At 56.0% G+C, this 24,520-nt stretch carries 25 protein-coding genes; 19 read left to right on the forward strand and 6 right to left on the reverse strand.

The window, feature by feature from the left end; genetic code table 11:
* Positions 1-177 precede the first annotated feature (177 nt).
* From nagE to F3J39_RS01350, 3 genes are all read left to right on the forward strand, one after another.
* The gene (gene nagE / locus F3J39_RS01340; RefSeq protein ID WP_039385758.1) at positions 178-2,202 is read left to right on the forward strand and encodes an N-acetylglucosamine-specific PTS transporter subunit IIBC; all 2,025 of its coding nucleotides are present in this window, start codon (positions 178-180) and stop codon (positions 2,200-2,202) included.
* Between the two features lie 149 nt (positions 2,203-2,351).
* Positions 2,352-4,022, forward strand: coding sequence for a glutamine--tRNA ligase (gene glnS / locus F3J39_RS01345; RefSeq protein WP_166713771.1), 1,671 nt, complete (start codon positions 2,352-2,354; stop codon positions 4,020-4,022).
* 235 nt (positions 4,023-4,257) lie between these two features.
* Positions 4,258-4,653 carry a hypothetical protein gene (locus F3J39_RS01350; protein ID WP_039383180.1) on the forward strand — a complete coding sequence of 132 codons (396 nt, stop codon included), beginning with the start codon at positions 4,258-4,260 and terminating at the stop codon, positions 4,651-4,653.
* Between the two features lie 61 nt (positions 4,654-4,714).
* Here the strand turns inward: F3J39_RS01350 and fur are convergent, their stop codons facing one another.
* The 4 genes from fur to ybfF form a co-directional block, all read right to left on the reverse strand.
* Positions 4,715-5,161, reverse strand: a complete 447-nt coding sequence (fur, locus tag F3J39_RS01355; protein WP_039383181.1) for a ferric iron uptake transcriptional regulator — start codon at positions 5,159-5,161, stop codon at positions 4,715-4,717.
* Positions 5,162-5,517: 356 nt separating this feature from the next.
* Entirely contained in the window at positions 5,518-6,048 is a 531-nt protein-coding gene (gene fldA / locus F3J39_RS01360; protein ID WP_039383182.1) for a flavodoxin FldA, read from the reverse strand.
* 137 nt (positions 6,049-6,185) lie between these two features.
* Positions 6,186-6,461, reverse strand: coding sequence for a LexA regulated protein (gene ybfE, locus F3J39_RS01365; RefSeq protein WP_166713772.1), 276 nt, complete (start codon positions 6,459-6,461; stop codon positions 6,186-6,188).
* 158 nt (positions 6,462-6,619) lie between these two features.
* Positions 6,620-7,384 (reverse strand): esterase, encoded by a 765-nt coding sequence (ybfF, locus tag F3J39_RS01370; RefSeq protein WP_039383185.1) that lies wholly within the window; start codon positions 7,382-7,384, stop codon positions 6,620-6,622.
* 243 nt (positions 7,385-7,627) lie between these two features.
* Between ybfF and seqA the strand changes: the two genes are divergently transcribed.
* Both seqA and pgm read left to right on the forward strand, forming a co-directional pair.
* A complete protein-coding gene (gene seqA, locus F3J39_RS01375; RefSeq protein WP_039383187.1) occupies positions 7,628-8,170 on the forward strand; it encodes a replication initiation negative regulator SeqA in 543 nt (180 codons plus the stop codon).
* Between the two features lie 25 nt (positions 8,171-8,195).
* Positions 8,196-9,836, forward strand: a complete 1,641-nt coding sequence (gene pgm, locus F3J39_RS01380; protein WP_039383189.1) for a phosphoglucomutase (alpha-D-glucose-1,6-bisphosphate-dependent) — start codon at positions 8,196-8,198, stop codon at positions 9,834-9,836.
* 39 nt (positions 9,837-9,875) lie between these two features.
* Here the strand turns inward: pgm and kdpE are convergent, their stop codons facing one another.
* Positions 9,876-10,550, reverse strand: a complete 675-nt coding sequence (kdpE, locus tag F3J39_RS01385) for a two-component system response regulator KdpE (protein ID WP_039383191.1) — start codon at positions 10,548-10,550, stop codon at positions 9,876-9,878.
* 237 nt (positions 10,551-10,787) lie between these two features.
* On the opposite strand from kdpE, the gene F3J39_RS01390 reads away from it, so the two are divergent.
* The 11 genes from F3J39_RS01390 to nei all read left to right on the forward strand — a co-directional run bounded on the left by F3J39_RS01390 (position 10,788) and on the right by nei (position 20,023).
* Positions 10,788-10,988: a YbfA family protein gene (locus F3J39_RS01390; protein ID WP_071668988.1), complete on the forward strand. Its 201-nt coding sequence runs from the start codon at positions 10,788-10,790 to the stop codon at positions 10,986-10,988.
* A gap of 149 nt (positions 10,989-11,137) precedes the next feature.
* Positions 11,138-12,094, forward strand: coding sequence for a 2-thiouracil desulfurase family protein (locus F3J39_RS01395; RefSeq protein WP_039383196.1), 957 nt, complete (start codon positions 11,138-11,140; stop codon positions 12,092-12,094).
* Positions 12,095-12,106: 12 nt separating this feature from the next.
* Positions 12,107-13,534: a deoxyribodipyrimidine photo-lyase gene (gene phrB / locus F3J39_RS01400; RefSeq protein WP_166713773.1), complete on the forward strand. Its 1,428-nt coding sequence runs from the start codon at positions 12,107-12,109 to the stop codon at positions 13,532-13,534.
* Positions 13,535-13,552: 18 nt separating this feature from the next.
* Positions 13,553-14,296, forward strand: a complete 744-nt coding sequence (locus tag F3J39_RS01405) for a type 2 GTP cyclohydrolase I (RefSeq protein WP_039383201.1) — start codon at positions 13,553-13,555, stop codon at positions 14,294-14,296.
* 154 nt (positions 14,297-14,450) lie between these two features.
* On the forward strand, positions 14,451-15,110 hold the full coding sequence (pxpB, locus tag F3J39_RS01410) for a 5-oxoprolinase subunit PxpB (protein ID WP_039383204.1): 660 nt from the start codon (positions 14,451-14,453) through the stop codon (positions 15,108-15,110).
* Positions 15,104-16,036, forward strand: coding sequence for a 5-oxoprolinase subunit PxpC (pxpC, locus tag F3J39_RS01415; RefSeq protein WP_039383205.1), 933 nt, complete (start codon positions 15,104-15,106; stop codon positions 16,034-16,036). The genes pxpB and pxpC overlap by 7 nt, the downstream gene beginning before the upstream one ends.
* Positions 16,026-16,763 (forward strand): 5-oxoprolinase subunit PxpA, encoded by a 738-nt coding sequence (gene pxpA / locus F3J39_RS01420; RefSeq protein WP_039383208.1) that lies wholly within the window; start codon positions 16,026-16,028, stop codon positions 16,761-16,763. The genes pxpC and pxpA overlap by 11 nt, the downstream gene beginning before the upstream one ends.
* A 59-nt stretch (positions 16,764-16,822) precedes the next feature.
* On the forward strand, positions 16,823-17,551 hold the full coding sequence (locus tag F3J39_RS01425) for a DUF969 domain-containing protein (RefSeq protein ID WP_039383210.1): 729 nt from the start codon (positions 16,823-16,825) through the stop codon (positions 17,549-17,551).
* Complete coding sequence (locus tag F3J39_RS01430; RefSeq protein WP_039383212.1) at positions 17,551-18,567, forward strand: DUF979 domain-containing protein; 1,017 nt, start codon at positions 17,551-17,553, stop codon at positions 18,565-18,567. Before F3J39_RS01425 ends, F3J39_RS01430 begins: the two co-directional genes overlap by 1 nt.
* A gap of 7 nt (positions 18,568-18,574) precedes the next feature.
* Positions 18,575-19,222 (forward strand): pyroglutamyl-peptidase I, encoded by a 648-nt coding sequence (gene pcp / locus F3J39_RS01435; RefSeq protein WP_039383214.1) that lies wholly within the window; start codon positions 18,575-18,577, stop codon positions 19,220-19,222.
* Positions 19,223-19,234: 12 nt separating this feature from the next.
* Positions 19,235-20,023, forward strand: a complete 789-nt coding sequence (gene nei / locus F3J39_RS01440) for an endonuclease VIII (protein WP_094111658.1) — start codon at positions 19,235-19,237, stop codon at positions 20,021-20,023.
* Positions 20,024-20,094: 71 nt separating this feature from the next.
* Here the strand turns inward: nei and F3J39_RS01445 are convergent, their stop codons facing one another.
* Complete coding sequence (locus F3J39_RS01445) at positions 20,095-21,378, reverse strand: citrate synthase (RefSeq protein ID WP_039383219.1); 1,284 nt, start codon at positions 21,376-21,378, stop codon at positions 20,095-20,097.
* Positions 21,379-22,010: 632 nt separating this feature from the next.
* On the opposite strand from F3J39_RS01445, the gene sdhC reads away from it, so the two are divergent.
* From sdhC to sdhA, 3 genes are read left to right on the forward strand one after another with little or no spacing between them, the layout of a single operon-like run.
* Complete coding sequence (gene sdhC / locus F3J39_RS01450; RefSeq protein WP_039383221.1) at positions 22,011-22,400, forward strand: succinate dehydrogenase cytochrome b556 subunit; 390 nt, start codon at positions 22,011-22,013, stop codon at positions 22,398-22,400.
* Positions 22,394-22,741, forward strand: a complete 348-nt coding sequence (gene sdhD / locus F3J39_RS01455; RefSeq protein ID WP_071668989.1) for a succinate dehydrogenase membrane anchor subunit — start codon at positions 22,394-22,396, stop codon at positions 22,739-22,741. The genes sdhC and sdhD overlap by 7 nt, the downstream gene beginning before the upstream one ends.
* Positions 22,742-24,508: a succinate dehydrogenase flavoprotein subunit gene (gene sdhA / locus F3J39_RS01460; protein ID WP_145339202.1), complete on the forward strand. Its 1,767-nt coding sequence runs from the start codon at positions 22,742-22,744 to the stop codon at positions 24,506-24,508.
* The last annotated feature ends 12 nt before the right edge of the window (positions 24,509-24,520 follow it).

Raw genomic sequence — 24,520 nt, forward strand, 5'->3', positions numbered from 1 at the left:
TGGCTATTAAGGTGATAAAAGTCACAACTGGAGCGGTTTTAATTTGCGAGGCGAATTAATTTATCTTTACACTGCATCTCGCAGAGAATCGTCTTATCAACACGCCAGGTGCCGGGATAATAAAACCAACCCGTACCAGGGGATACGCCAGTCTCATAGGGGGAGAACAAGGTGAGTATATTAGGCTATTTACAAAAAGTCGGCCGTGCGCTGATGGTGCCGGTGGCCACGCTGCCGGCGGCCGCTATCCTGATGGGGGTAGGCTACTGGATCGATCCCGACAGCTGGGGGGCAGGTAACGCACTGGCGGCACTGCTGATAAAGTCAGGCTCCGCGATTATCGACCATATGTCGGTACTGTTTGCGATTGGTGTCGCGTACGGTATGTCTAAGGATAAAGATGGCGCAGCGGCCCTGACCGGCTTTGTTGGCTTTCTTGTGGTGACCACGCTCTGTTCGCCTGCTGCAGTCGCTATGATCCAGAAAATGCCGCTTGAGCAGGTGCCTGCGGCGTTTGGCAAAATTGAAAACCAATTTGTCGGTATCATGGTGGGTATCCTTTCGGCGGAGATGTATAACCGCTTCAGCCATGTCGAACTGCCTAAAGCGCTCTCTTTCTTCAGCGGGCGTCGCCTGGTACCGATTCTGGTCTCCTTCCTGATGATTGTCGTGGCGTTTATCCTGATGTACGTCTGGCCGGTGATCTTCGGTGGTCTGGTAAGCTTTGGGGAACATATCCAGAAACTGGGTTCTGTCGGGGCGGGGGTATACGCCTTCTTTAACCGACTGCTGATCCCGGTTGGCCTGCACCACGCGCTCAATTCCGTGTTCTGGTTTGATGTTGCGGGTATTAACGACATTCCAAAATTCCTCGGCGGCGCGCAGTCTATTGCTAACGGCAGCGGCATTCCGGGTATTACGGGTCGCTACCAGGCAGGCTTCTTCCCGATCATGATGTTTGGCCTGCCGGGTGCGGCACTGGCTATCTATCACTGCTCGCGTCCTGAGAATCGGGCAAAAGTGGGCGGCATTATGCTGGCAGCCGCTTTTGCCGCATTCTTTACCGGTATCACTGAGCCGCTGGAATTCTCCTTTATGTTCGTGGCCCCGGTGCTCTATGTGATCCACGCGGTACTCACCGGTATTTCCGTGTTTATTGCGGCCAGCATGCAGTGGATTGCCGGCTTTGGCTTCAGCGCCGGCCTGGTAGATATGGTGCTCTCGTCGCGTAACCCGCTGGCGGTGCACTGGTGGATGCTGATCCCGCAGGGCCTGGTCTTCTTCGTGATCTATTACGTCGTCTTCCGTTTCACTATCCGCAAATTTAATCTGCTGACGCCGGGCCGCGAGCTGGCAGCGGATGATGAAACCGATGGTTATGATGTGAATGTCACGCCTGAAAGTAGCGGTGAAACGGCGACTGAATCGCTGGCGCGTCGCTATATTGCTGCCGTCGGCGGCTCTGAAAACCTGACGCATATTGATGCCTGTATCACGCGCCTGCGCCTGAACGTGAAAGATTCCGCACAGGTCAGCGAAGGTGTGGCAAAACGTATCGGCGCTTCAGGCGTTATTCGTCTTAATAAGCAGAGCGTGCAGATTATTGTGGGTACGCAGGCGGAGAGTATCGCTACTGCGATGAAGTCCGTATTGACCAAAGGCCCGGTGGCGGCCGCCAGCGCTGCGCCTGTTGCTAAACCGGTTGTGGCAGCAGCAGCGCCTGCGCCCGCGGCTACACATAAGGCGATTGCCACGCTGCTGGCACCGGTATCAGGTCATGTAGTGGCGCTGGATAAGGTGCCGGATGAAGCGTTCGCCAGCAAAGCGGTAGGTGATGGCCTGGCCATTCAGCCGTCGGATAGCCGCGTGGTGGCACCGATTGCCGGTACCATAGTGAAAATCTTCAATACCAATCACGCCTTCTGTCTGGAAACAGAGAGCGGCGTTGAGATAGTGGTGCATATGGGGCTGGACACCGTTGCGCTGGCAGGGCGCGGTTTTACCCGGCTGGTGGAAGAGGGCGCGACCGTTACCGCTGGCGAGCCGATCCTGGAGATGGATCTGGACTATCTGAACGCTCACGCGCGCTCGATGATCAGTCCGGTGGTGGTCAGCAACAGCGACGACTTCGCAGGTCTTACGCTGCTGGCAACCGGCACGGTCGTTGCCGGCGAAACGCCGCTCTATGAGGTGAAAAACTAACCCCGGGCGTCTAACCGATAAGGCAGGAAGCGATTCCTGCCTTTTTTGTTTTAAAAGCGCCAACAAACGGTTGTTTCCCTTCAGCGCTTTGTGGATCATACTCCGTTACTTCGAGGTAAAATCACCCGTTATTGTTTGAGGATTTTGAGATGAGTGAGGCTGAAGCCCGCCCAACGAACTTTATTCGTCAGATCATCGACGAAGATTTGGCGAGCGGTAAGCACAGTAGTGTGCATACCCGTTTCCCGCCAGAGCCCAATGGTTATCTGCATATTGGCCATGCAAAATCGATCTGCCTGAACTTTGGAATCGCACAGGATTATCAGGGGGAATGCAATCTGCGTTTCGATGATACCAATCCGGTTAAAGAGGATATGGAGTTCGTCGAGTCGATCAAAAATGATGTGCAATGGCTGGGCTTTGAGTGGAGCGGCAACATTCGTTACTCATCCGACTATTTTGATCAGCTGTTTAATTATGCTGTCGAGCTTATCAACAAAGGACTGGCGTACGTTGACGAACTGTCACCCGAGCAGATCCGCGAGTATCGCGGCACGCTGACGGCGCCGGGCAAAAACAGCCCGTATCGCGATCGCAGCGTCGAAGAGAACCTGGCGCTGTTCCGGAAAATGCGCGATGGTGGCTTTGAAGAGGGTAAGGCGTGCCTGCGTGCCAAAATCGATATGGCTTCCAGCTTTATTGTGATGCGCGATCCGGTGCTCTACCGCATTAAGTTTGCCGAGCACCATCAGACCGGTAACAAGTGGTGCATCTATCCGATGTACGATTTCACGCACTGCATCTCCGATGCGCTGGAAGGGATCACGCATTCGCTCTGTACGCTGGAGTTTCAGGATAACCGTCGCCTGTATGACTGGGTGCTGGATAACATTACGATTCCGGTGCATCCGCGGCAGTATGAATTTTCGCGCCTGAATCTGGAATATGCGGTGATGTCGAAGCGCAAGCTGACGCAGCTGGTGAGCGAGAAGCGGGTTGAAGGCTGGGACGATCCGCGCATGCTGACCGTTTCAGGCCTGCGCCGTCGTGGTTACAGCGCGGCATCAATTCGTGAGTTCTGCCGCCGCATCGGTATCACCAAACAGGACAATATCGTTGAGATGGCTTCGCTGGAGTCATGCATTCGTGACGACCTCAACGAAAATGCGCCGCGTGCTATGGCCGTGCTCGACCCGCTTAAAGTCGTGATTGAAAACCTGCCTGCCGGGCATGATGAGATCATCACCATGCCAAACCATCCTAACCGGCCGGATATGGGAACGCGCGACGTGCCTTTCAGCCGCGAAGTGTGGATCGATCGCGCAGATTTCCGTGAAGAAGCTAACAAGCAGTATAAGCGTCTGGTACTGGGTAAAGAAGTGCGCCTGCGTAACGCTTATGTGATTCGCGCTGAGCGCGTGGCAAAAGATGAGGCGGGCAACATCACCTGCATCTATGCAACCTGCGATGTGGATACGCTGAGCAAAGACCCGGCTGATGGCCGCAAAGTAAAAGGGGTGATCCACTGGGTCTCCGCAATTCATGCGCTGCCCGCTGAGTTCCGCCTCTATGATCGTCTGTTCAGCGTGCCTAACCCGGGCGCGGCAGAGGATTTCCTCGCGACCCTGAATCCGGACTCGCTGCAGATCAAGCAGGGCTTTGTGGAGCCAGGACTGCGCGAAGCGGCAGCAACCTCGCCATACCAGTTCGAGCGTGAGGGCTACTTCTGCGCGGACAGCGTCTACTCGCAGCCATCAGCGCTGGTATTTAACCGCACGGTAGGCCTGCGTGATACCTGGGCGAAGATTGGCAGCGAATAATAACCGCTTCCGGCATCATAAAATTATATAAGGGCGAGCATTCGCCCTTTTTTATTATCCTCTTTTGCTCCCCGGCAACCATTTATTCTGCGTTAAATAAAATCGAGCTGGTATGCGGGTTTACGACTTGTCTGACTTTAAAAAAATTAACGCATTTGACCGTGTTAAATCCTTTTTTTCAGGTAGGCTATGCGCACTCCGGACTTGGTCTGTGGCTAGCAAAAAGGGAAAAATAATGACAAGCCTCGCTCAGGAAGCCAAACATAGCGTTGTGGTTTTACATCAGCTCATTGAACGTATTTTTAATCATGCGGATGTCAGCAACGATACCATGGGGCTGCTGCTGTCGCATTTCCATCCTGATTTCCGGATGGTTACGCCACAGGGCAGACAGCTGAATCTGAATGACGTTGAAGATCTTTTTCGCCGCCTGTGCGGACAGCGTGAAGGAATGCGCATCGCGACCAGCGAACATGCAATCATTTCTGAGCAGCAAAAAGAGGTCACCATTCAGTATCGCGAACTGCAGATACTGAACGGCGAGAGCCACAGCCGTATTTCGCTGGCGGTGCTGGACTGCACAACGGAAAATCCGCGCTGGCGCTATCTGCAGGAGACACTGGTCGCCTGAACTGCAGCAACAAAAAAACCGGTGCCTGCACCGGTTTTTTTATTTTGCAGCGTAGCTGACGTTATTTATCGTTATGCAGCGTTTCATCTTCCCGGCAGTCACCCACTTCGCAGTGACCATACAGATAGAGGCTATGGTTAGTAAGCTTAATGCCGTGGCGGGTCGCGATTTCGCGCTGGCGCGTTTCGATCGACTCATCGCTGAACTCAATCACTTTACCGCAGTCCAGGCAGATAAGATGATCGTGATGCTGCTGCTGCGTTAATTCAAAAACGGACTTGCCGCCTTCGAAGTTATGACGGGTTACAATGCCCGCGTCGTCAAACTGGTTCAGAACGCGATATACCGTGGCCAGACCAATCTCTTCGCCCATATCGATCAGGCGTTTGTACAAATCTTCCGCACTGACGTGATGGCACTGGGGTTCCTGAAGCACTTCCAGAATCTTTAATCTGGGCAGCGTGACTTTCAGGCCAGCCTTTTTCAATGCGGAATTGTTGTCAGTCATGCGGATATTGTCCTGTTACTTTGCTAGTCATTTGCGGCTTAACAGCCTTGAATGTGTGGTTAACGCGCATTCTCATTTGCGTCTCATTATAGAACCGGGGCAGGCGAATAGAAACCAGGCAAATGCTAAAGAAATCACCAGAGGCGGAAGTAACGCTCTTGCTGTCGCCGGCGGGATTATACAGTGCTGGGTTCTCAGTTCACTCAGCCTCAGCCTGCTGACAGAGGAATAAGCCGTTAACCGTTGCGGGTATTCTACAGAATTGCAGGGAAAAGTTAAAAAAGCGTAGCTATTATTTTTATAGGCAATTCCGTTACCCGATGTTAACCGTGCCTGCATCGGGTAACGGCAACACATTATGCCTCAATAATTTCTTTAAGCTGCAGCTCATCAAAAATCTGCTTCACCCAGCCTTCGACGCGCGCATTCGTCAGCTCTGGCTGACGATCTTCATCGATGGCGAGCCCGAGGAAATGCTTCTCATCGGCCAGACCTTTAGAGGCTTCAAAGTGGTAACCTTCAACAGGCCAGTGGCCCACGATGATTGCGCCATTTGGCTCAATAATGTCGCGAATCGTACCCAGCGCATCGCAGAAGTACTCGGCATAATCTTCCTGGTCGCCACAGCCAAACAGCGCAACCAGCTTGCCATTGAAGTCAATCTCTTCCAGCGTCGGGAAAAAGTCATCCCAGTCGCACTGCGCCTCACCATAATACCAGGTAGGAATACCCAGCAGCAGAATATCAAACGCTTCCAGATCTTCTTTCGTGCTCTTAGCAATGTCATGCACTTCGGCGACATCTTTACCCAGTTGTTTCTGGATCATCTTTGCAATGTTTTCAGTGTTGCCGGTATCGCTGCCGAAGAAAATGCCTACGATTGCCATGGGTTAGGTAGCCTCTTAAATCCTGAATGTGAGAGTAAGTCAACAGACTATACAGATAAGCGAATGATAGCAGACCCTGAAAAAGCGCGGAACGCGCAAAGCGCAGAGTTTGTGTTCCAGTGTGCGGTCTGCATAAATTATATGAGTTTGAGCTGCGTCAGCAGCATCTGCTCAATCAGCTCGCTGCGGCTGATATTTTGTTGCTCAGCCAGCGTATTGAGCGTGTCAACCGCTTCGCCGGACATTTTGAGCTCCACGCGCCGTAGCCCACGAACCTTATCGCGTTTAAGCTGATTGCGCTTATTAATGCGCAGCTGCTCATCGCGCGACAGCGGGCTGGTTTTCGGGCGGCCCGGTCGTCGCTCGTCTGCAAAGAGATCAAGCGTGGTACGGTCTGTCTGTTCTTTTGCCATGATTTGCGAAACTGAGTGGGCGCGAACGGCGCCGCGCGATTAAACACATTATCGGCCAGCCACAGTGTCTGACCACCGTGGCAAAATTTTAGCGCGACATCATACTCCAGCGTCAGACGTGACGCCAATCTTAAACATAGCGCAGTAAGCTTTTGCTTTCAGAGCGTAAAAAAGCGCCGCACGGCACGTAACACGGCATCAGGCTTCTCTGCATGCACCCAGTGCCCGGCACCGGCAATGACCTGCGCCCGCGCCTCAGGAAACTGGGCCAGCAGCGCGGCCCGATAGTGATTATCCAGATAAGGAGAGTCGCCGCCGCGAATAAACAGCGCCGGATGAGCCGAGGCGGGAATAGGTTCCCAGCCCGATATCGTCGCGTAGTTATCCCATAATACCGGCACGTTGAACCGCCATTCTCCTTCAGCAAAGGACTTCAGGATAAACTGAATGATCCCCTCTTCAGGGATAAACTGTCGCATCACCGCTGCGGCTTCACTGCGGCGCGTCACGCCGGCTGCGGATACCGCGCGAATCGCCGCAAAGATCTCATCGTGCCGGCGCGTCTGATAGTCAACGGGAGCGATATCAATCAGCACCAGCTTGCCAACGCGTTCAGGCGCCAGCGCACTCAGTGCCATAGCGATTTTGCCCCCCATCGAGTGGCCAATCACATCAACCTGCGTGATCTGCTGCGCATCCAGTGTATCAACCATATCCTGCGCCATTGCAGCATAGCTCATGCTGTTGCTGCGCGCCGATAAACCGTGGTTGCGCACATCCACCTGCAGCGTAGTACGCGCATCGGCTACGCCACGCGCCAGCCCGCCAAGGTTATCCAGGCTGCCGAACAGGCCATGGATAAGCAAAACCGGTGCGCTGTGAGAATCAGATTGTGCAGTTTGCAGACGGGCATTCAAAATCATGGCTAAAGTTCTTACAGTTGAGAGCGTGGGTTAGGGTATCATGATTCTACCTGTCCGGGTGGCGGTCGCCAGGTATTAGGGCATATTCTGACTTTTGCCCGTAAACGTTGCCAGCGCTATCAGCTATTGCGGATTTAACTTTATAATCAATATGTCAGATCCCAGGCTCTCTGCGTGCCCGCTACCGGTAAGGGCGTTGCAGAATGCGGGATTCTGCTAGTTGCCAGACTCGTACGGAATAAGATGAAAACGATTGAAGTTGACGAAGAACTCTACCGTTATATTGCCAGCCACACGCAGCACATCGGTGAAAGCGCCTCAGACATACTGCGTCGCATGCTGAAATTTACCGCCAGCTCGCGCGCTGCAGCAGCGCCAGCAGTAACGGCCCCGGTAAAAGAGGCGACAGCAGCAGCAGAGCCTGAAGCGCGTCCGCAGGACCGCGTGCGTGCCATGCGCGAGCTGATGCTGTCAGATGAGTATGCCGAGCAGAAAAAAGCGGTTAACCGCTTTATGCTGATTTTGTCAACGCTCTATCGTCTCGATCCTGATGCATTTGCCGATGCTACCGCATCGCTGCAGGGACGTACGCGCGTCTATTTTGCCGGTGATGAGCATACGCTGCTGCAAAATGGCACGCATACCAAACCTAAGCATGTGCCAGGTACACCTTACTGGGTCATCACAAACACCAATACAGGCCGTAAATGCAGCATGGTGGAGCACATCATGCTGGCTATGCAGTTCCCTCCGGAGCTGACAGAGAAAGTTTGCGGCACCATTTAAACTGAAGCGTCAGGGAGAAGCGCCAATGGCCAATCACCCCCGTGCCGGGCAGCCTGCCCAGCAGAGCGATTTGATTAACGTTGCACAATTAACCTCGCAGTATTACGTCCTGAAGCCGGATGCGGCTAACCCGGACCATGCGGTGAAATTTGGCACATCTGGCCACCGCGGCAGCGCGGGACGTCACAGCTTCAATGAAGAGCACATTCTGGCTATCGCACAGGCGATCGCCGAAGAGCGCAAAAAGAACGGTATTACGGGTCCATGCTACGTGGGCAAAGATACGCACGCGCTCTCTGAGCCCGCTATTCTGTCAGTACTGGAAGTGCTGGCGGCGAACGGTGTGGATGTCATCGTGCAGCAGGATAACGGCTACACGCCAACGCCCGCTATCTCCAATGCTATTCTGGAGCATAACAAACGCGGCGGCGCGCAGGCTGACGGCATTGTGATCACCCCTTCACACAATCCACCGGAAGATGGCGGCATTAAATACAATCCGCCAAACGGTGGGCCGGCTGATACCAACGTCACAAAAGTGGTGGAAGATCGCGCTAACCAGCTGATCAAAGGCGGTCTGCAGGATGTGAAACGTCTGCCGCTGGATCAGGCGTGGCAGAGCGGCCACATTGTTGAGCAGGATCTGATTCAGCCTTATGTTGAAGGACTGGCGCAGGTTATCGACTTCCCGGCGATTCAGAAAGCGGGACTGAAAATTGGCGTCGATCCGCTTGGCGGCTCAGGTATGGCTTACTGGCAGCGTATCGCTGAGCATTACAACCTCGATCTGACCATCGTTAATGACGCTATCGACCAGACCTTCCGCTTCATGCATCTGGATAAAGATGGCGTGGTGCGCATGGACTGTTCATCAGAGTGCGCGATGGCGGGTCTGCTGGCGTATAAAGACAAGTTTGATCTGGCCTTCGGCAACGATCCCGATTATGACCGTCACGGTATTGTCACGCCAGCTGGCCTGATGAATCCAAACCACTACCTGGCCGTCGCTATCAACTATCTTTTCCAGCATCGTCCGCAGTGGGGTAGTGATGTTGCCGTGGGCAAAACGCTGGTCTCCAGTGCGATGATCGACCGCGTGGTTAATGATATCGGGCGCAAGCTGGTAGAAGTACCGGTGGGCTTTAAGTGGTTCGTTGATGGCCTGTTCGACGGCAGCTTTGGCTTTGGCGGCGAAGAGAGCGCGGGGGCTTCCTTCCTGCGTTTTGATGGTTCAGCCTGGTCAACGGATAAAGATGGCATTATTCTCTGCCTGCTGGCCGCTGAAATCACGGCGGTGACCGGTAAAAATCCGCAGCAGCACTATGATGAGCTGGCGGAGCGCTTTGGTGCGCCAAGCTACAATCGTCTGCAGGCGTCTGCGACCTCGGCACAGAAAGCCGCGCTGTCAAAGCTGTCACCAGAGATGGTCAGCGCTGATACGCTGGCGGGCGATCCGATTACCGCACGCCTGACGGCTGCTCCGGGTAACGGCGCATCTATTGGCGGACTGAAAGTCATGACGGAGAACGGCTGGTTTGCCGCGCGTCCGTCCGGCACTGAAGATGCTTACAAGATTTACTGCGAAAGCTTCCTTGGCGCTGAGCATCGCGAGCTGATTGAGAAAGAAGCGGTGGAAATTGTCAGCGAAGTTCTGAAGAACGCCTGAGGGTGATACCGTGAAAAGGGCCGCTGCTGCGGCCTTTTTTTATGGCATAAAACGGTAGCCGATACCGGTTTCCGTCAGCAGGTGAGCAGGCTGCGTCGGGTTTTCTTCGAGCTTCTGACGCAGGTGGCCCATATAGATGCGCAGATAGTGGCTGTGTTCCACCGCATTGGGGCCCCAGACCTGATTCAGCAGCTGGCGCTGCGTCAGCACCTTGCCGGCGTTATTCAGCAGCAGACTGAGCAGGCGAAACTCGGTTGGCGTCAGATGCACTTCCTGACCGCTGCGGGTGATACGGCGTGCAGCAAGGTCAACGCAGACTTCACCAAACAGCACGCGCGCATCGGGCTGACTGCCCTGATGACGACGTAAAGCCACCCGCACCCTGGCCAGCAGTTCGCCAATGCCAAACGGTTTTGTCAGATAATCATCCGCACCCGCGTCCAGCGCTGCGATCTTATCCTGCTCGTCACTGCGGGCTGAAAGCACAATAACCGGCATAGTGCTCCACTGGCGTACTTCACGAATAAACGCGATGCCATCACCGTCAGGCAGGCCGAGATCGAGGATCGCCAGATCGGGCTTGCGCGTTGCCGCTTCAATCAGACCACGCTGCAGCTGTTCAGCTTCGACAATTTTTACGCCTTCGCTCTCTAACGCCAGGCGTACAAAACGGCGGATCTCTTTTTCATCTTCCACAATCAAAATGGTTGTCACGTGGGCTCCTGCGACACGGTTTTCTCTACTTTAGCAATAAACCGCAGCGGCGTCCGCGCAGCGATTTACCCCAATAAAATAACCCGTTATTCACACTGTTGTAACGCCATTCTGTGAAGCGGAAAAATGGTCAAAAAAAGTTCAGAATAAGTGGTCTGATGAGTAGCAAAAGTGAGCAGCCAGGAGTAATATTTGCGGCAGATCACACTTTACAACAGATTGCTCAGGAGGAACGCAATGGATAAACGCTATTCACTGCCAAAAATCGTTATACGGCGCACGCTGGTGCTGATTGCAGGCGTTGCGGCGCTTCCTTTTATGCTATTCCGCCGCGATCGTGCGCGTTTTTATAGCTACCTGCACCGCATCTGGTGCAAAACCAGTACCAAGCCGGTATGGCTGGCGCAGTCCGAAATCGCTGGCGGTATTTACTGGTAACAGAGTTTTTTTGACTGAGGCGGACGCTTTTACCCGAAGCGGCCGCTTTTTTTTAACAAAATTTTCCTTATAGCGCCTGCTACATCCTGCCATTCATCGTCATTTGCGCTACACTTAAACCTCTACAAGATTCTGGAGGTTGTACAAGTATGAGCGAGAAAATTCCTGTCGGCATCAGTGCCTGCCTGCTCGGGGATAGCGTCCGATTTGATGGCGGCCACAAGCGTTTTGCCTTTGCAACGGACGAACTCGCGCAATTTGTGCGCTACGAGCCCGTCTGTCCTGAGATGGCTATCGGCCTGCCCACACCGCGTCCGGCATTGAGGCTGGTCAAGCAGGGCGACGATCAGATTCATATCTGTTTCAGCAAAGATGATAATCAGGAAGTCACCAGCGAAATGCGCAGCTGGTCTGCGGAGCGTGTCAAATCGCTGCACCATCTTTGCGGCTATATTCTCTGCGCCAAATCACCCAGCTGCGGTCTGGAGCGGGTGCGCGTTTACGATCCTGCCACAAACAATAATCGCAAATCGGGCATCGGCATCTTTACCTCCTTTTTACAGCAGGAGATGCCCTGGCTGCCGCTGGAAGAGGATGGCCGCCTGCACGATCCGGTTCTGCGCGAAAACTTTACCGGACGCGTATTTGCACTGCATGAGTTCAACGAAATGTGGCGCAGCGGACTGACGCGGCACAAACTGATCGCCTTTCACAGCCGGTACAAACTGCTGCTGCTGTCGCACGCGCAGGATGCCTATCGCGAACTGGGACGCTTCGTGGCCGCTATGGATAAATGGGCGTCGCTGGAAGAGTATGCGTTTGAGTACCGCAACCGGCTGATGCAGCTGATGTCGCATCGCGCATCGCGCCGTAACCACACCAATGTGCTGATGCATGTACAGGGCTATTTCCGGCCAAAACTCAGCTCTCCTCAGCGTCAGGAGCTGGCGCAGCTGATCGATCGCTATCGCTGTGGCGTTCAGCCGCTGCTGGCCCCTATCACCATGCTGAAACACTACATGGCTGAGTATCCGCATCCCTGGCTGGCGCAGCAGCGCTATTTCGATCCCTACCCGGAAGCACTGCGCCTGCGTTACGGACAATAAGGACAAGGCCCCATGACCACACACCTGCTCTGGCTGCGCAACGATCTGCGTATTAACGATAACAGCGCGCTGGCGGCAGCGTGTCATGATAAAAAAGCGGACGTCATGGCGCTGTTTATCGCCACGCCGAAACAGTGGCGGCAGCACAGCATGTCAGCAAAACAGGCGACCTTTATTCACCAGAATCTGTGTGAGCTGCAGCAGGCGCTGGCGGAACGCGGCATTCCGCTGCATTTTCATCAGTGCGATGATTTTGCTGCTTCGGTTGATTACCTGAGCGACTTCTGCAAAACACATCGGGTGGATGCGCTGTTTTACAATTATCAGTATGAAATTAACGAGCGCGAGCGCGACGCTGCCGTCGAAAAGCAGCTGGATGAGCAGGGCGTTACCTGTCAGGGATTTGATGACAGCCTGCTGCTGCCGCCGGGTAGCGTGCAGACCGGCAATAATACGACGTTCAAAGTCTTCACGCCGTTCAGCAAAGCGTTTGTAAAACGGCTGCAGCAGGGGCTGCCAGAGTGCCATAGCGCTCCTGTCGCGCGCGGTGATGCGCCGCTGAACAGCCTGAAAAAGATCCCCGCATTTGATTATCCGACTGAAAAACCCGATGAAAAGCTGTTTCCGGCCGGCGAACAGGCGGCGTTAAAACGCCTGCGCGCGTTTGCCAGACAGCCGGTGCTGGATTATCCGTCAGAGCGCGATACACCTGCCAGCGACGGGACCAGCCAGCTGTCAGCCTATCTCTCAACCGGCGTACTCTCACCCCGGCAGTGTCTGCATCGGATTGTGAAAGAGCATGCTGATGCGCTGAAAGGAGGAAAAGCCTTTACCTGGATCAGTGAGCTGATCTGGCGGGAATTCTATCGCCATCTGATCGTGGCCTATCCGGCGCTCTGTAAACATCAGCCGTTTATCGACTGGACTCATCACGTCAGCTGGCAGAAAGAGAGCGCCCATTTTGACGCCTGGAAAGCGGGCAAAACCGGCTATCCCATCGTTGATGCAGGTATGCGCCAGATGAACAGCATTGGCTGGATGCACAACCGGCTGCGCATGATCACCGCCAGCTTTCTGGTAAAAGATCTGCTTATCGACTGGCGGCAGGGCGAGCGCTACTTTATGGAACAGCTGATTGACGGTGATTTCGCTGCTAACAACGGCGGCTGGCAGTGGGCAGCCTCTACCGGCACCGATCCCGTTCCCTATTTCCGTATCTTCAACCCGACAACCCAGGGTGAACGGTTCGATAAGCAGGGCGCATTTATCCGGCAGTGGCTGCCGGAGCTGAAAGATGTGCCCGACAGCGATATTCATCAGCCGCACGTCTGGGCGAAGAAAAATAACAAGAAACTCGATTATCCCCTGCCAATCGTGGAACATAAGGCGGCACGCAAAAAGACATTAGACGCCTTTGAACGCGCACGCGGCGCGGCCTGAGGCGATGACGGAGCCTTTATGAATAACATTGAGCTGGAAAAAATCGTTAACCAGCAGCTAAACAGCAGCGCGTTTAGCGACTATGCACCTAACGGACTGCAGGTTGAGGGACGCAGTGAAGTCAGAAGAGTGGTTACCGGCGTTACGGCCTGCCAGGCGCTGCTGGATGAAGCGGTAAAGCGGAATGCCGATGCCGTTCTGGTACACCACGGCTATTTCTGGAAAAACGAAGCCCCGGCAATAAAAGGCATGAAACGACAGCGTCTGCGCACGCTGCTGGCTAACGATATTAATCTCTATGGCTGGCATCTGCCGCTGGATGCGCATCCGCAGCTGGGGAATAACGCGCAGCTGGCGCGCCTGTTTGATATCGACGTCAGGGGTGAAATCGAGCCGCTGCTGCCCTGGGGTGAGCTGCGCACGCCGCTCAGCGGCAGCGACCTGGCAGAAAAAATCGCGCAGCGCCTGGGACGCACGCCGCTGCACTGCGGTGATAACGCACCCGCGCTGATCAAACGCGTGGCCTGGTGCAGCGGCGGTGGTCAGGGCTTTATCGACAACGCGGCCGCGGCCGGCGTTGACGCCTTTATTACGGGCGAAGTCTCTGAGCAGACCATTCACAGCGCGCGCGAACAGGGGCTGCACTTTTTCGCCGCGGGCCATCACGCGACCGAGCGCGACGGTATCAAAGCGCTGGGTGAGTGGCTGGCGCAGCATTACCACCTCGATGTTACCTTTATCGATATCGACAATCCTGCCTGATTTTTCTCTCTCTGCGTCCGCTCGCCGGGCGCAAACTGGTTGACACATCTCCGCCACTTTTGCATAACCTATTGAACCTGAGCAGCTATGTGAAAGGTTTATCGTGCCGCAGCACGTCTGCCGGCGCGCGTTATTCACGATCGGGAGGTGGGTTTTGCAACAGGCACGTTGTTATTTACTGGGAGAGCGGGCGGTTGTACTGGAACTGGCGCCGCCGGTTTCGCTCGCCAGTCAGCAGCGCATCTGGGGATTATGTGAACGACTGCAGCAGGATGAGCAGGTGCAGGAGGTGATCCCCGGTATGAACAACCTCACGCTGATACTGCGCGAGTCACAAATTGATGCGCAGGACGCCATTGAGCGTCTGCAGCGCTGGTGGGAAGAGGGTGAAGAGCAGCTGCAGAATAATCCCCGGCTGATTGAGATCCCGGTGGTGTATGGTGGCAGTGCCGGACCCGATCTGTCAGAAGTGGCAGATCGCGCCGGGCTGACGCCGCCGCAGGTGGTAGAGCTGCACAGCAGCGCAGACTACATTGTCTATTTTCTTGGCTTCCAGCCTGGTTTCCCCTATCTGGGCGGCCTGGATACGCGACTGCATACGCCGCGTCGCGCCGAGCCGCGCGTGGCCGTCCCGGCTGGTTCAGTGGGGATTGGCGGCAGTCAGACCGGTATCTATCCGCTGGCTGCCCCCGGCGGCTGGCAGCTGATTGGCCATACGCCACTCAGCCTGTTTGATCCGCTTAAGCAGCCGCCCACGCTGATGCGCCCCGGCGATCGCGTTCGGTTTGTGCCGCAGAAGGAGGGCATATGCTGAATATTTTACGCGCCGGGTTAATGACCTCGGTACAGGATCGCGGGCGGCACGGCTGGCGTCAGCTGGGCGTCAGCCTGAGCGGTGCGCTGGATGAGCCCTCCATGCGTACCGCAAATATGCTGGTGGGTAACAGCGAGAACAGCGCGGTACTGGAGATTGTGCTGGGTCAGTTCAGGGCGGAGTTTCAGCGCGACGGCTGGTTTGCGCTGACGGGAGCCGCCTGTAACGCTGAGCTGGATGGCAAGCCGGTCTGGACCGGATGGCGCCTGCCGGTGCGGCGTGGTCAGGTTCTTACGCTATCCATGCCAACCAGCGGCATGCGCAGTTATCTGGCGGTAAACGGCGGGTTTGCGGTAGCAGAAATGCTGGGCTCGCATAGCACCGATCTGAAAGCTGCGTTTGGCGGCTGGCAGGGCCGCAGGCTGCAGGATGGCGATCGTCTGCCGCTGGGCGAGCCAACCCGCCGCTTCAGCCAGCCGGCGGGCGTGCGCCAGCTGCTGTGGGGGAACCGCATTCGTGCGCTGCCGGGTCCGGAATATAGCGAATTTACCCAAGAGGCGCAGGAGGCATTCTGGCGTAACCCGTGGAAACTGAGCCCGCAGAGTAACCGTATGGGATATCGCCTGCAGGGCGACAGCCTGCAGCGGACCGCCACGCGCGATCTGCTCTCACATGGTCTGGTGCCTGGCGTGGTGCAGGTGCCGCCAAACGGTCAGCCTATTGTGCTGATGGCGGATGCACAGACCACCGGCGGCTATCCGCGGATCGCCTGCATTATCGAGGCGGATATTTATCAGCTGGCGCAAATCCGGCTCGGCGAACCGATTCACTTTATTCCGTGCACGCTGGAGGAGGCGCTGCTGGCGAAACAGCAGCAGCAGCGCGCGCTGGATCAGATAGCCTGGGGGCTTACGCATGAAAATTGATCTGAATGCCGATCTCGGCGAAGGCAGCAGCAGCGATCGGGAACTGCTGATGCTGGTAAGCTCTGCCAATATCGCCTGCGGTTTTCACGCCGGTGATGCGCAGACCATGCTGCAGTCGGTGCGCTGGGCCAATGCGTCAGGGGTGGCGATTGGCGCTCATCCGGGCTTTCCTGACCGCGAGAACTTCGGTCGCACGGCGATGCAGCTGCCGCCGGAGACAGTCTATGCCCAGATGATCTATCAGATTGGCGCGCTGAAAAGCATGACGGAAAGTGAAGGCGCGCGGCTGTTTCACGTTAAGCCGCACGGCATGCTTTATAACCAGGCCGCCGCCGATCCGCAGCTCGCTGACGCGATTGCCCGGGCAGTACGGGCGGTGGATGCTCAGCTTATTCTGGTTGGCCTGGCGGGCAGCGAGCTGATTGCGGCAGGTGCCCGGTATGGCCTGCGCACCCGCGAAGAGGTGTTTGCCGATCGCGGCTATCTGGCGAGCGGGGCGCTGGTGCCGCGCAGCCAGCCAGGCGCGCTGATTGAGGATGCCGGCCAGGCGCTGGCGCAGACGCTGGCTATGGTAAAGCAGCAGCAGGTGCAAAGCGTGAGCGGTGAGTGGGTCGCCGTCAACGCGGAGACGGTCTGCCTGCACGGTGATGGCGCACACGCGCTGCAGTTTGCCCGTACGCTGCGTGCCGCGTTTGCTGCTGAGCAGATTGCCGTCAGCAGCGCATAACGTCCCTTTTTCGCCCGGCCTGCTACGGCCGGGCTTTTTTGTTTTCAGTGAGGAAAATCATGGAAAACGTTGTCAACCTCTGGCCCCTGCTGGGGATCCTGGCCATCATTATTGGCTTTTTATTACGCTTCAATCCGGTGCTGGTGGTGATCGTCGCGGGCTTTGTCACTGGCCTCGCGGCGCAGATGCCGCTCGGCGACATTCTGGAAAAGCTCGGTTCCGGCTTTCTCAATACGCGCAATCTGCCGCTGATCCTGCTGCTGCCGCTGGCGGTTATCGGTCTGCTGGAACGCCACGGGCTGAAAGAGCGTGCGCAGAGCTGGATTGCGCAGATCAAAACCGCGACCGCCGGCCGTCTGCTCATCGTCTATCTGTTTGTGCGTGAAGCAACCGCCGCGCTGGGACTGACCAGTCTGGGTGGCCATCCGCAGATGGTACGCCCGCTGCTGGCACCGATGGCGGAGGGGGCGACGGAGAACCGCTATGGTGAGGTTTCGCCGGAGATACGTCACCGGCTGCGCGCCATGTCTGCCGCAACGGATAACGTCGGCCTTTTCTTTGGTGAGGATATCTTTGTCGCGTTCGGCGCGATTATCTTTATGCATAACTTTATGCAGGAATCAGCCGGCATTACCACCGAGCCGCTGCATATTGCGCTGTGGGGCATCCCGACCGCGCTGTGCGCCTTTCTTATCCACTCGGCCCGGCTGGTGCGGCTGGATCGCCAGCTGTCGCGTGAGCTGGGTGCGCTGAATCAGCAGGCGCTGCACGCCAGGGAGGAGAAGTAATGTTTCAGCAACAATATCTGATGTGGCTGGCAGGGGCGATTCTGCTGGTGGTGGCGCTGCTCTCCTGGGGAGACCGCGCCAATCCGCGCCGTCTGACCACCGGTCTCTTCTGGGCGCTCTATGGCCTGATTTTTCTGATTGGTGATGGCGCTTATCAGCTGGCAGGGCAGTGGGCCGGCGACGCTGAGCTGGGCCGCCGCTGGCTGCATATTGCCACCGGGGTGGTCGTGGTTGTGATGGCGCTGATCGCCGGCTGTGGTGGGGTACGCCTCGGGCGCTATCATCAGCGTACGGATGAGGAGAAACAGGCCAGCGCCAGACGGCTGGGCAATAAGCTGTTCTTACCCGCCCTGGCGATACCGCTGGTTACGGTGATTGGCGTACTGGCGTTTAATCATATTCCCGGACTGCAGGAGCAGGTGTTTGGCGCGGGCAACCACGCTACGCTGGTGACGCTATTTTCAATGATGGTGGGCTGTATTCTGGGCTGGCTGATTGCACTGGCGTTTACGCGGGAAAAGCCGCTGCAGTCGATGCAGGAGACACGGCGCCTGCTGGATGCGGTAGGCTGGGCGTTTATTCTGCCGCAGATCCTCGCCACGCTGGGGTTGCTGTTTACCAGCGCCGGCGTCGGCAGCGCGATTTCGCATCTCACTGAACACTATCTGGCGGTGGATAACCGGCTGATTGCGGTGGCGGTCTATGCCGGAGGAATGGCGCTGCTGACGATGGTAATGGGCAACGCCTTTGCCGCGTTCCCGATTGTGACGGCCGGCGTCGGCATCCCGATTCTGGTGCTGCAGCATGGCGGAAACCCGGCCGTCATGGCGGCGATCGGCATGTTTTCCGGCTACTGCGGGACGCTGATGACACCGATGGCAGCAAACTTCAACATCGTGCCCGCGCGCCTGCTGGAGCTGCCGGATCGGAATGCGGTGATCAAGGCTCAGGTTCCTACCGGTGTACTACTCTTGTTAGTGAATATTTTCCTGCTCTACTTCCTGATGTTTTTGTGAGGCAGTAATGAAAACGGTGTTGTTAACGGCTTTTGAGCCGTTTGGCGGTGAGCGTCTCAATCCTTCCTGGGAGGCGGTGCGCGACTTTGACGGTAAAATGCTGGCTGGCGTGCGGGTAGTGGTACGCCAGCTGCCGGTGGTGTTTGCAACCTGCGGTGCGGTGCTGACTGACGCGCTGACTACGCTGCAGCCCGATGGCATTCTCTGCGTGGGGCAGGCGGGCGGTCGCTGCGATATTACGCTGGAGCGGGTAGCGATCAATATTCACGATGCGCGTATCCCCGATAACCAGCAGCAGCAGCCGGTGGATGAGCCGGTCGTAGCGGGAGGCCCGGCGGCCTACTTTGCCACGCTGCCCATTAAAGCGATAGTCGCCTCGCTGCGGGAGGCAGGCATTCCCGCCTCGGTTTCGCAAACGGCCGGCACCTTTACCTGCAACAGCGTGATGTACTCTCTGCTGCACTGGCTGCACACCCACGGCAGTCCGGCACGCGGCGGATTTATGCACATTCCCTGGATGCCGCAGCAGGCGGTGAATCATCCTGGCGCGCCGAGCATGTCCGTTAGCAGCGTGACGCAGGCGCTGGAGATCGCCATTCAGGTCATGATGAACACCCATGACGACATCCGTGTTGCGGGTGGCGCAACACACTAATCAGGAGTCTGTATGCCAGAGGGACCGGAGATCCGCCGGGCGGCGGATCAGCTGGAAGCCGCTATCGTGGGCAAGCCCCTTACCGATGTGTGGTTTGCTTTTCCATCGCTGAAAACCTATGAGCCCGCCTTGCTGGGCGAAACGGTTAACGCTATTGAAACGCGCGGTAAAGCGCTGCTGACCCACTTCTCTAATGGCCTGACGCTTTACAGTCACAATCAGCTCTACGGCGTCTGGCGGGTCGTTGCCGCAGGCACGCAGCCCGCGACCACCCGGCAGCTGCGGGTGCGGCTGGAGAGCGCCGATAAAGCCATTCTGCTTTACAGCGCGTCTGATATTGAACTGCTGAATGCGGACACGCTCGGTGCACACCCGTTTCTGCAGCGCGTCGGGCCGGATGTGCTGGATGCCACGCTGACCGTCGCGGAGGTGCGCGAACGCCTGCTTTCGCCGCGGTTCCGGCGCCGGCAGTTCAGCGGCCTGCTGCTGGATCAGGCTTTTCTGGCCGGGCTGGGTAACTATCTGCGGGTGGAGATCCTGTGGCACGCCGGACTGCGCGCGCAGCACCGGGCGCAGGATCTGGATGACGCTCAGCTCGACAGGCTCAGTGACGCGCTGCTGGCGATCCCGCGTCTCTCTTACAAAATGCGTGGCAGCATGAAGAAGTATCATGAAGAGGCGGCGTTTCGCTTTGAAGTCTTTCACCGGCAGGGCAAAAAGTGCCGGCGCTGCGGTACGCTGATTGAGAAAGGCGTGCTCTCATCACGTCCTTTTTACTGGTGTCCGGGGTGCCAGCTGTAGCCAGACGTGGGCAGATTGCGGGCAAAAGAAAAGGGCAGAAGAATCTGCCCTTTTTTATGGCGTGACGGCGCTTATTTTTTCAGCGCTGACTCAAACGGACGCTCGGTATAACCGGTATAGAGCTGACGCGGACGGGCAATTTTCATGCCTTCATCGTGCATCTCTTTCCAGTGTGCAATCCAGCCAACGGTACGCGCCATCGCAAAGATTACGGTAAACATTGAAGAAGGGATGCCCATCGCTTTCAGAATGATGCCGGAGTAGAAATCGACGTTTGGATAGAGTTTACGCTCGATAAAGTAGGGGTCGTTCAGCGCAATGTGTTCCAGCTCCATCGCCACTTCCAGCAGGTCATCTTTCATACCCAGCTCATTGAGCACTTCATGGCAGGTCTCACGCATCACGGTGGCGCGCGGATCGTAGTTCTTGTAAACGCGGTGACCAAAGCCCATCAGGCGGAACGAGTCATTCTTATCTTTAGCACGGCGCACAAACTCCGGAATGTGCTCTACGGTGCTGATCTCTTCCAGCATACGCAGGGTAGCTTCGTTGGCGCCGCCATGTGCCGGCCCCCAGAGTGAAGCGATACCGGCCGCGATACAGGCAAACGGGTTAGCCCCGGATGACCCTGCGGTACGTACGGTAGAGGTGGAGGCGTTCTGTTCGTGATCGGCGTGCAGGATCAGAATACGATCCATCGCGCGCTCAAGCACCGGATTCACTTTGTACTCTTCACACGGTGTGGCAAACATCATATGCAGGAAGTTGCCGGCATAGGAGAGGTCGTTACGCGGATAAACAAAAGGCTGACCGATAGAATATTTGTAACACATGGCTGCCATGGTAGGCATTTTCGACAGCAGGCGGAACGCAGCGATTTCGCGATGGCGCTCAATGTTTACATCCAGCGAGTCGTGATAGAACGCGGCCAGCGCACCGGTTACGCCGCACATAACGGCCATCGGGTGTGAGTCACGACGGAAACCGTGGAACAGACGGGTGATCTGCTCGTGAATCATGGTGTGACGGGTAACGGTCGTGCAGAACTCTTTGAACTGCTCCTGAGTAGGCGCTTCGCCGTACAGCAGGATATAACAGACTTCCAGATAATTTGAGTGGGTCGCCAGCTGGTCAATCGGGAAACCGCGATGCAGCAGAATGCCTTCATCACCATCAATAAACGTTATTTTGGATTCACACGACGCGGTAGAGGTAAAGCCGGGGTCAAATGTAAACAGGCCTTGTGAGCCAAGGGCGCGGACGTCAACAACATCCTGTCCCAGCGTGCCTTGCATCACATCCAGTTCAAGCGTGTTGTTGTCTTGTAGGGTCAGCGTCACTTTTTTATCTGTCATTTTTCGTCTCCATAGCGCCTGGGTAAGTAAGGATCTTTAGACACCAGAATAGTTCGCATGTTGCGTAACACCACTCGCTTCAGATTATCACCTGGCAATAACCTGCACGTAATGAGGTTACGCAGTACTAAGGCATCCGGGGCAAGGATATTCGGACATGACATGGCGCTCATCGCAGATGTTAAAGATCCTGTCACGACATAACTTCTTGGTAACCAATAACCTGACGGTTTATGTTGCTCGTTAGGGCAATGTTACATAACTTGAGCTTAGGGGAAAGTGTATCCCCATAACTTTTGTGCATCATAGGGCTTTAGTGCGATTGTTTGTAACTGAAATGTTGATCTATTGTCAAATCAGATAATTAAAAATGTATATTTTGTGAAAATCGTGACCCTGATCACTGTTCAGCTTAAATGTGACCAAACAGATTGTAGGGGAATTGTAATCAGAATGTGATCGTCCTATACTGCCGCCAGGTCTCCGGAATACCCTGACACCAGGAGCCACCCAGCGTTTTACCCGCTTCATTTAACACTGGATGTTGCTATTTTGGTGGCGGTTGTTGTCTGAACACGCTCAGTGCTCTGCTGCAACTCAGGACCGGAGGAAGCAAAATAAAAAAGAGCTGTGTGGGCAAAACCGTGAAAAAACAAAGACCTGTTAACTTGGATCTCACGACGATCCGGTTTCCCGTTACTGCAATATCGTCCATTCTCCACCGCGTCTCCGGCGTGATTACGTTTGTCGCTCTCGGAATTCTGCTCTGGTTACTGGGTCTCTCTCTCTCCTCTCCCGAAGGTTTTCAGCAGGCGGCATCCATCATGGATAGCTTCTTTGCCAAATTCATTATGTGGGGCATTCTGACCGCGCTGGCCTATCATGCGGCAAGCGGTATCCGTCATATGCTGGCAGATTTTGGCTTTACCGCAGAGACCCTGCAGGTGGGAACCCGTACCGCGCAGGCGGTTTTTGTTATCACTGTCGTGCTCTCAATTCTGGCTGGGGTCCTCGTATGGTAAGCAATGCTTCTGCTTTAGGACGCAACGGTATCCACGACTGGCTTCTGGTCCGTGCTTCCGCAATCCTGATTACGCTCTACATCATCTATCTGCTCGGTTTCGTCGTCATGACCGATACGCTGACCTATGATGTCTGGCGCGGCTTTTTCGCCTCCTCCTTCACCAAAGTGTTTACGCTGCTGACCCTGTTCTCCATTCTGGTTCACGGCTGGATCGGTATGTGGCAGGTACTGACTGACTACGTGAAAGCGCTGGCGCCGCGTTTGTTGCTGCAGCTGGTTATTGTGGTCGCGCTGTTGTCGTATGCCGTTTATGGCACTGTTGTTGTGTGGGGTGTGTAAATGAATTTGCCAGTCAGAGAATTTGATGCCGTGGTGATCGGCGCAGGTGGCGCGGGTATGCGCGCGGCACTGCAAATCTCCCAGTCGGGCCAGAGCTGTGCCCTGTTATCGAAAGTTTTTCCAACCCGTTCCCATACCGTATCGGCGCAGGGCGGCATTACCGTTGCGCTGGGTAACACCCATGACGATAACTGGGAATGGCATATGTACGATACCGTAAAAGGTTCCGACTACATCGGGGACCAGGACGCGATCGAATATATGTGTAAAACCGGTCCGGAAGCGATTCTGGAGCTGGAGCATATGGGACTGCCGTTCTCCCGTTTAGACGATGGCCGCGTTTATCAGCGTCCATTTGGTGGCCAGTCCAAAAACTTTGGCGGCGAGCAGGCCGCACGTACCGCTGCGGCCGCTGACCGTACCGGTCACGCACTGCTGCATACGCTGTATCAGCAGAACCTGAAAAACAAAACCACCATCTTCTCCGAATGGTATGCGCTGGATCTGGTGAAAAACGCAGATGGTGCGATTGTGGGTTGTACCGCTATCTGCATTGAAACCGGTGAAACCGTCTACTTCAAAGCCAAAGCGACTATTCTGGCAACCGGCGGCGCGGGACGTATCTACCAGTCCACCACTAACGCACACATCAATACCGGCGACGGCGTTGGCATGGCAATCCGTGCCGGCGTACCGATGCAGGATATGGAGATGTGGCAGTTCCACCCGACCGGTATTGCGGGTGCGGGCGTGCTGGTCACCGAGGGCTGCCGTGGTGAAGGTGGCTATCTGCTGAACAAACATGGCGAACGCTTCATGGAGCGCTATGCGCCAAACGCCAAAGATCTGGCGGGCCGTGATGTTGTTGCGCGTTCAATGATGGTTGAGATCCGTGAAGGTCGCGGCTGCGATGGCCCGTGGGGTCCGCATATCAAACTGAAGCTCGATCATCTTGGGGCTGAGGTGCTTGAGTCGCGCCTGCCTGGCATTCTTGAGTTGTCGCGCACCTTTGCGCATGTCGATCCGGTTAAAGAGCCGATTCCGGTTATTCCAACCTGTCACTACATGATGGGCGGTATTCCGACCCGCGTCACCGGACAGGCGCTGCGCGTGAATGAACAGGGCGAAGATGAAGTGATCCCGGGCCTGTTTGCGGTTGGCGAGATCGCCTGCGTATCGGTGCACGGTGCTAACCGTCTGGGCGGTAACTCACTGCTGGATCTGGTGGTATTTGGTCGCGCGGCAGGGGTGCACCTGATGGAGTGTATCGCTGAGCAGGGCGAGCTGCGCGATGCTACCGCGGAAGAGATCGATGCGGCGATGGCGCGCTTCAATCGCTGGGAAAATAACACCACGGGTGAAGATCCGGTGGAAATCCGCAAAGCGCTGCAGCGCTGCATGCAGAACAACTTCTCGGTGTTCCGCGAAGGTGACGCCATGCGTGAAGGCCTGGCCGAGCTGAAAGCGATTCGCGAGCGTCTGAAGAGTGCGCGTCTGGATGACCGCTCACCCGATTTCAATACGCAGCGTATCGAATGTCTGGAGCTGGATAACCTGATGGAAACCGCTTATGCAACTGCGGTTGCCGCAAACTTCCGCACTGAAAGCCGTGGCGCACATAGCCGCTTCGACTATCCGGAGCGTGATGATGCAAACTGGCTGTGTCACAGTCTCTATGTTCCGCAAACGGAAAGCATGACGCGCCGTGAGGTGAACATGCAGCCGAAACTGCGCGCGGCCTTCCCGCCGAAAGCGCGTACCTATTAATTGCGGAGGTCA

Origin of the sequence: Pantoea sp. Acro-807, from assembly GCF_011752675.1 — a bacterium.
Lineage (GTDB): Bacteria > Pseudomonadota > Gammaproteobacteria > Enterobacterales > Enterobacteriaceae > Pantoea > Pantoea eucrina.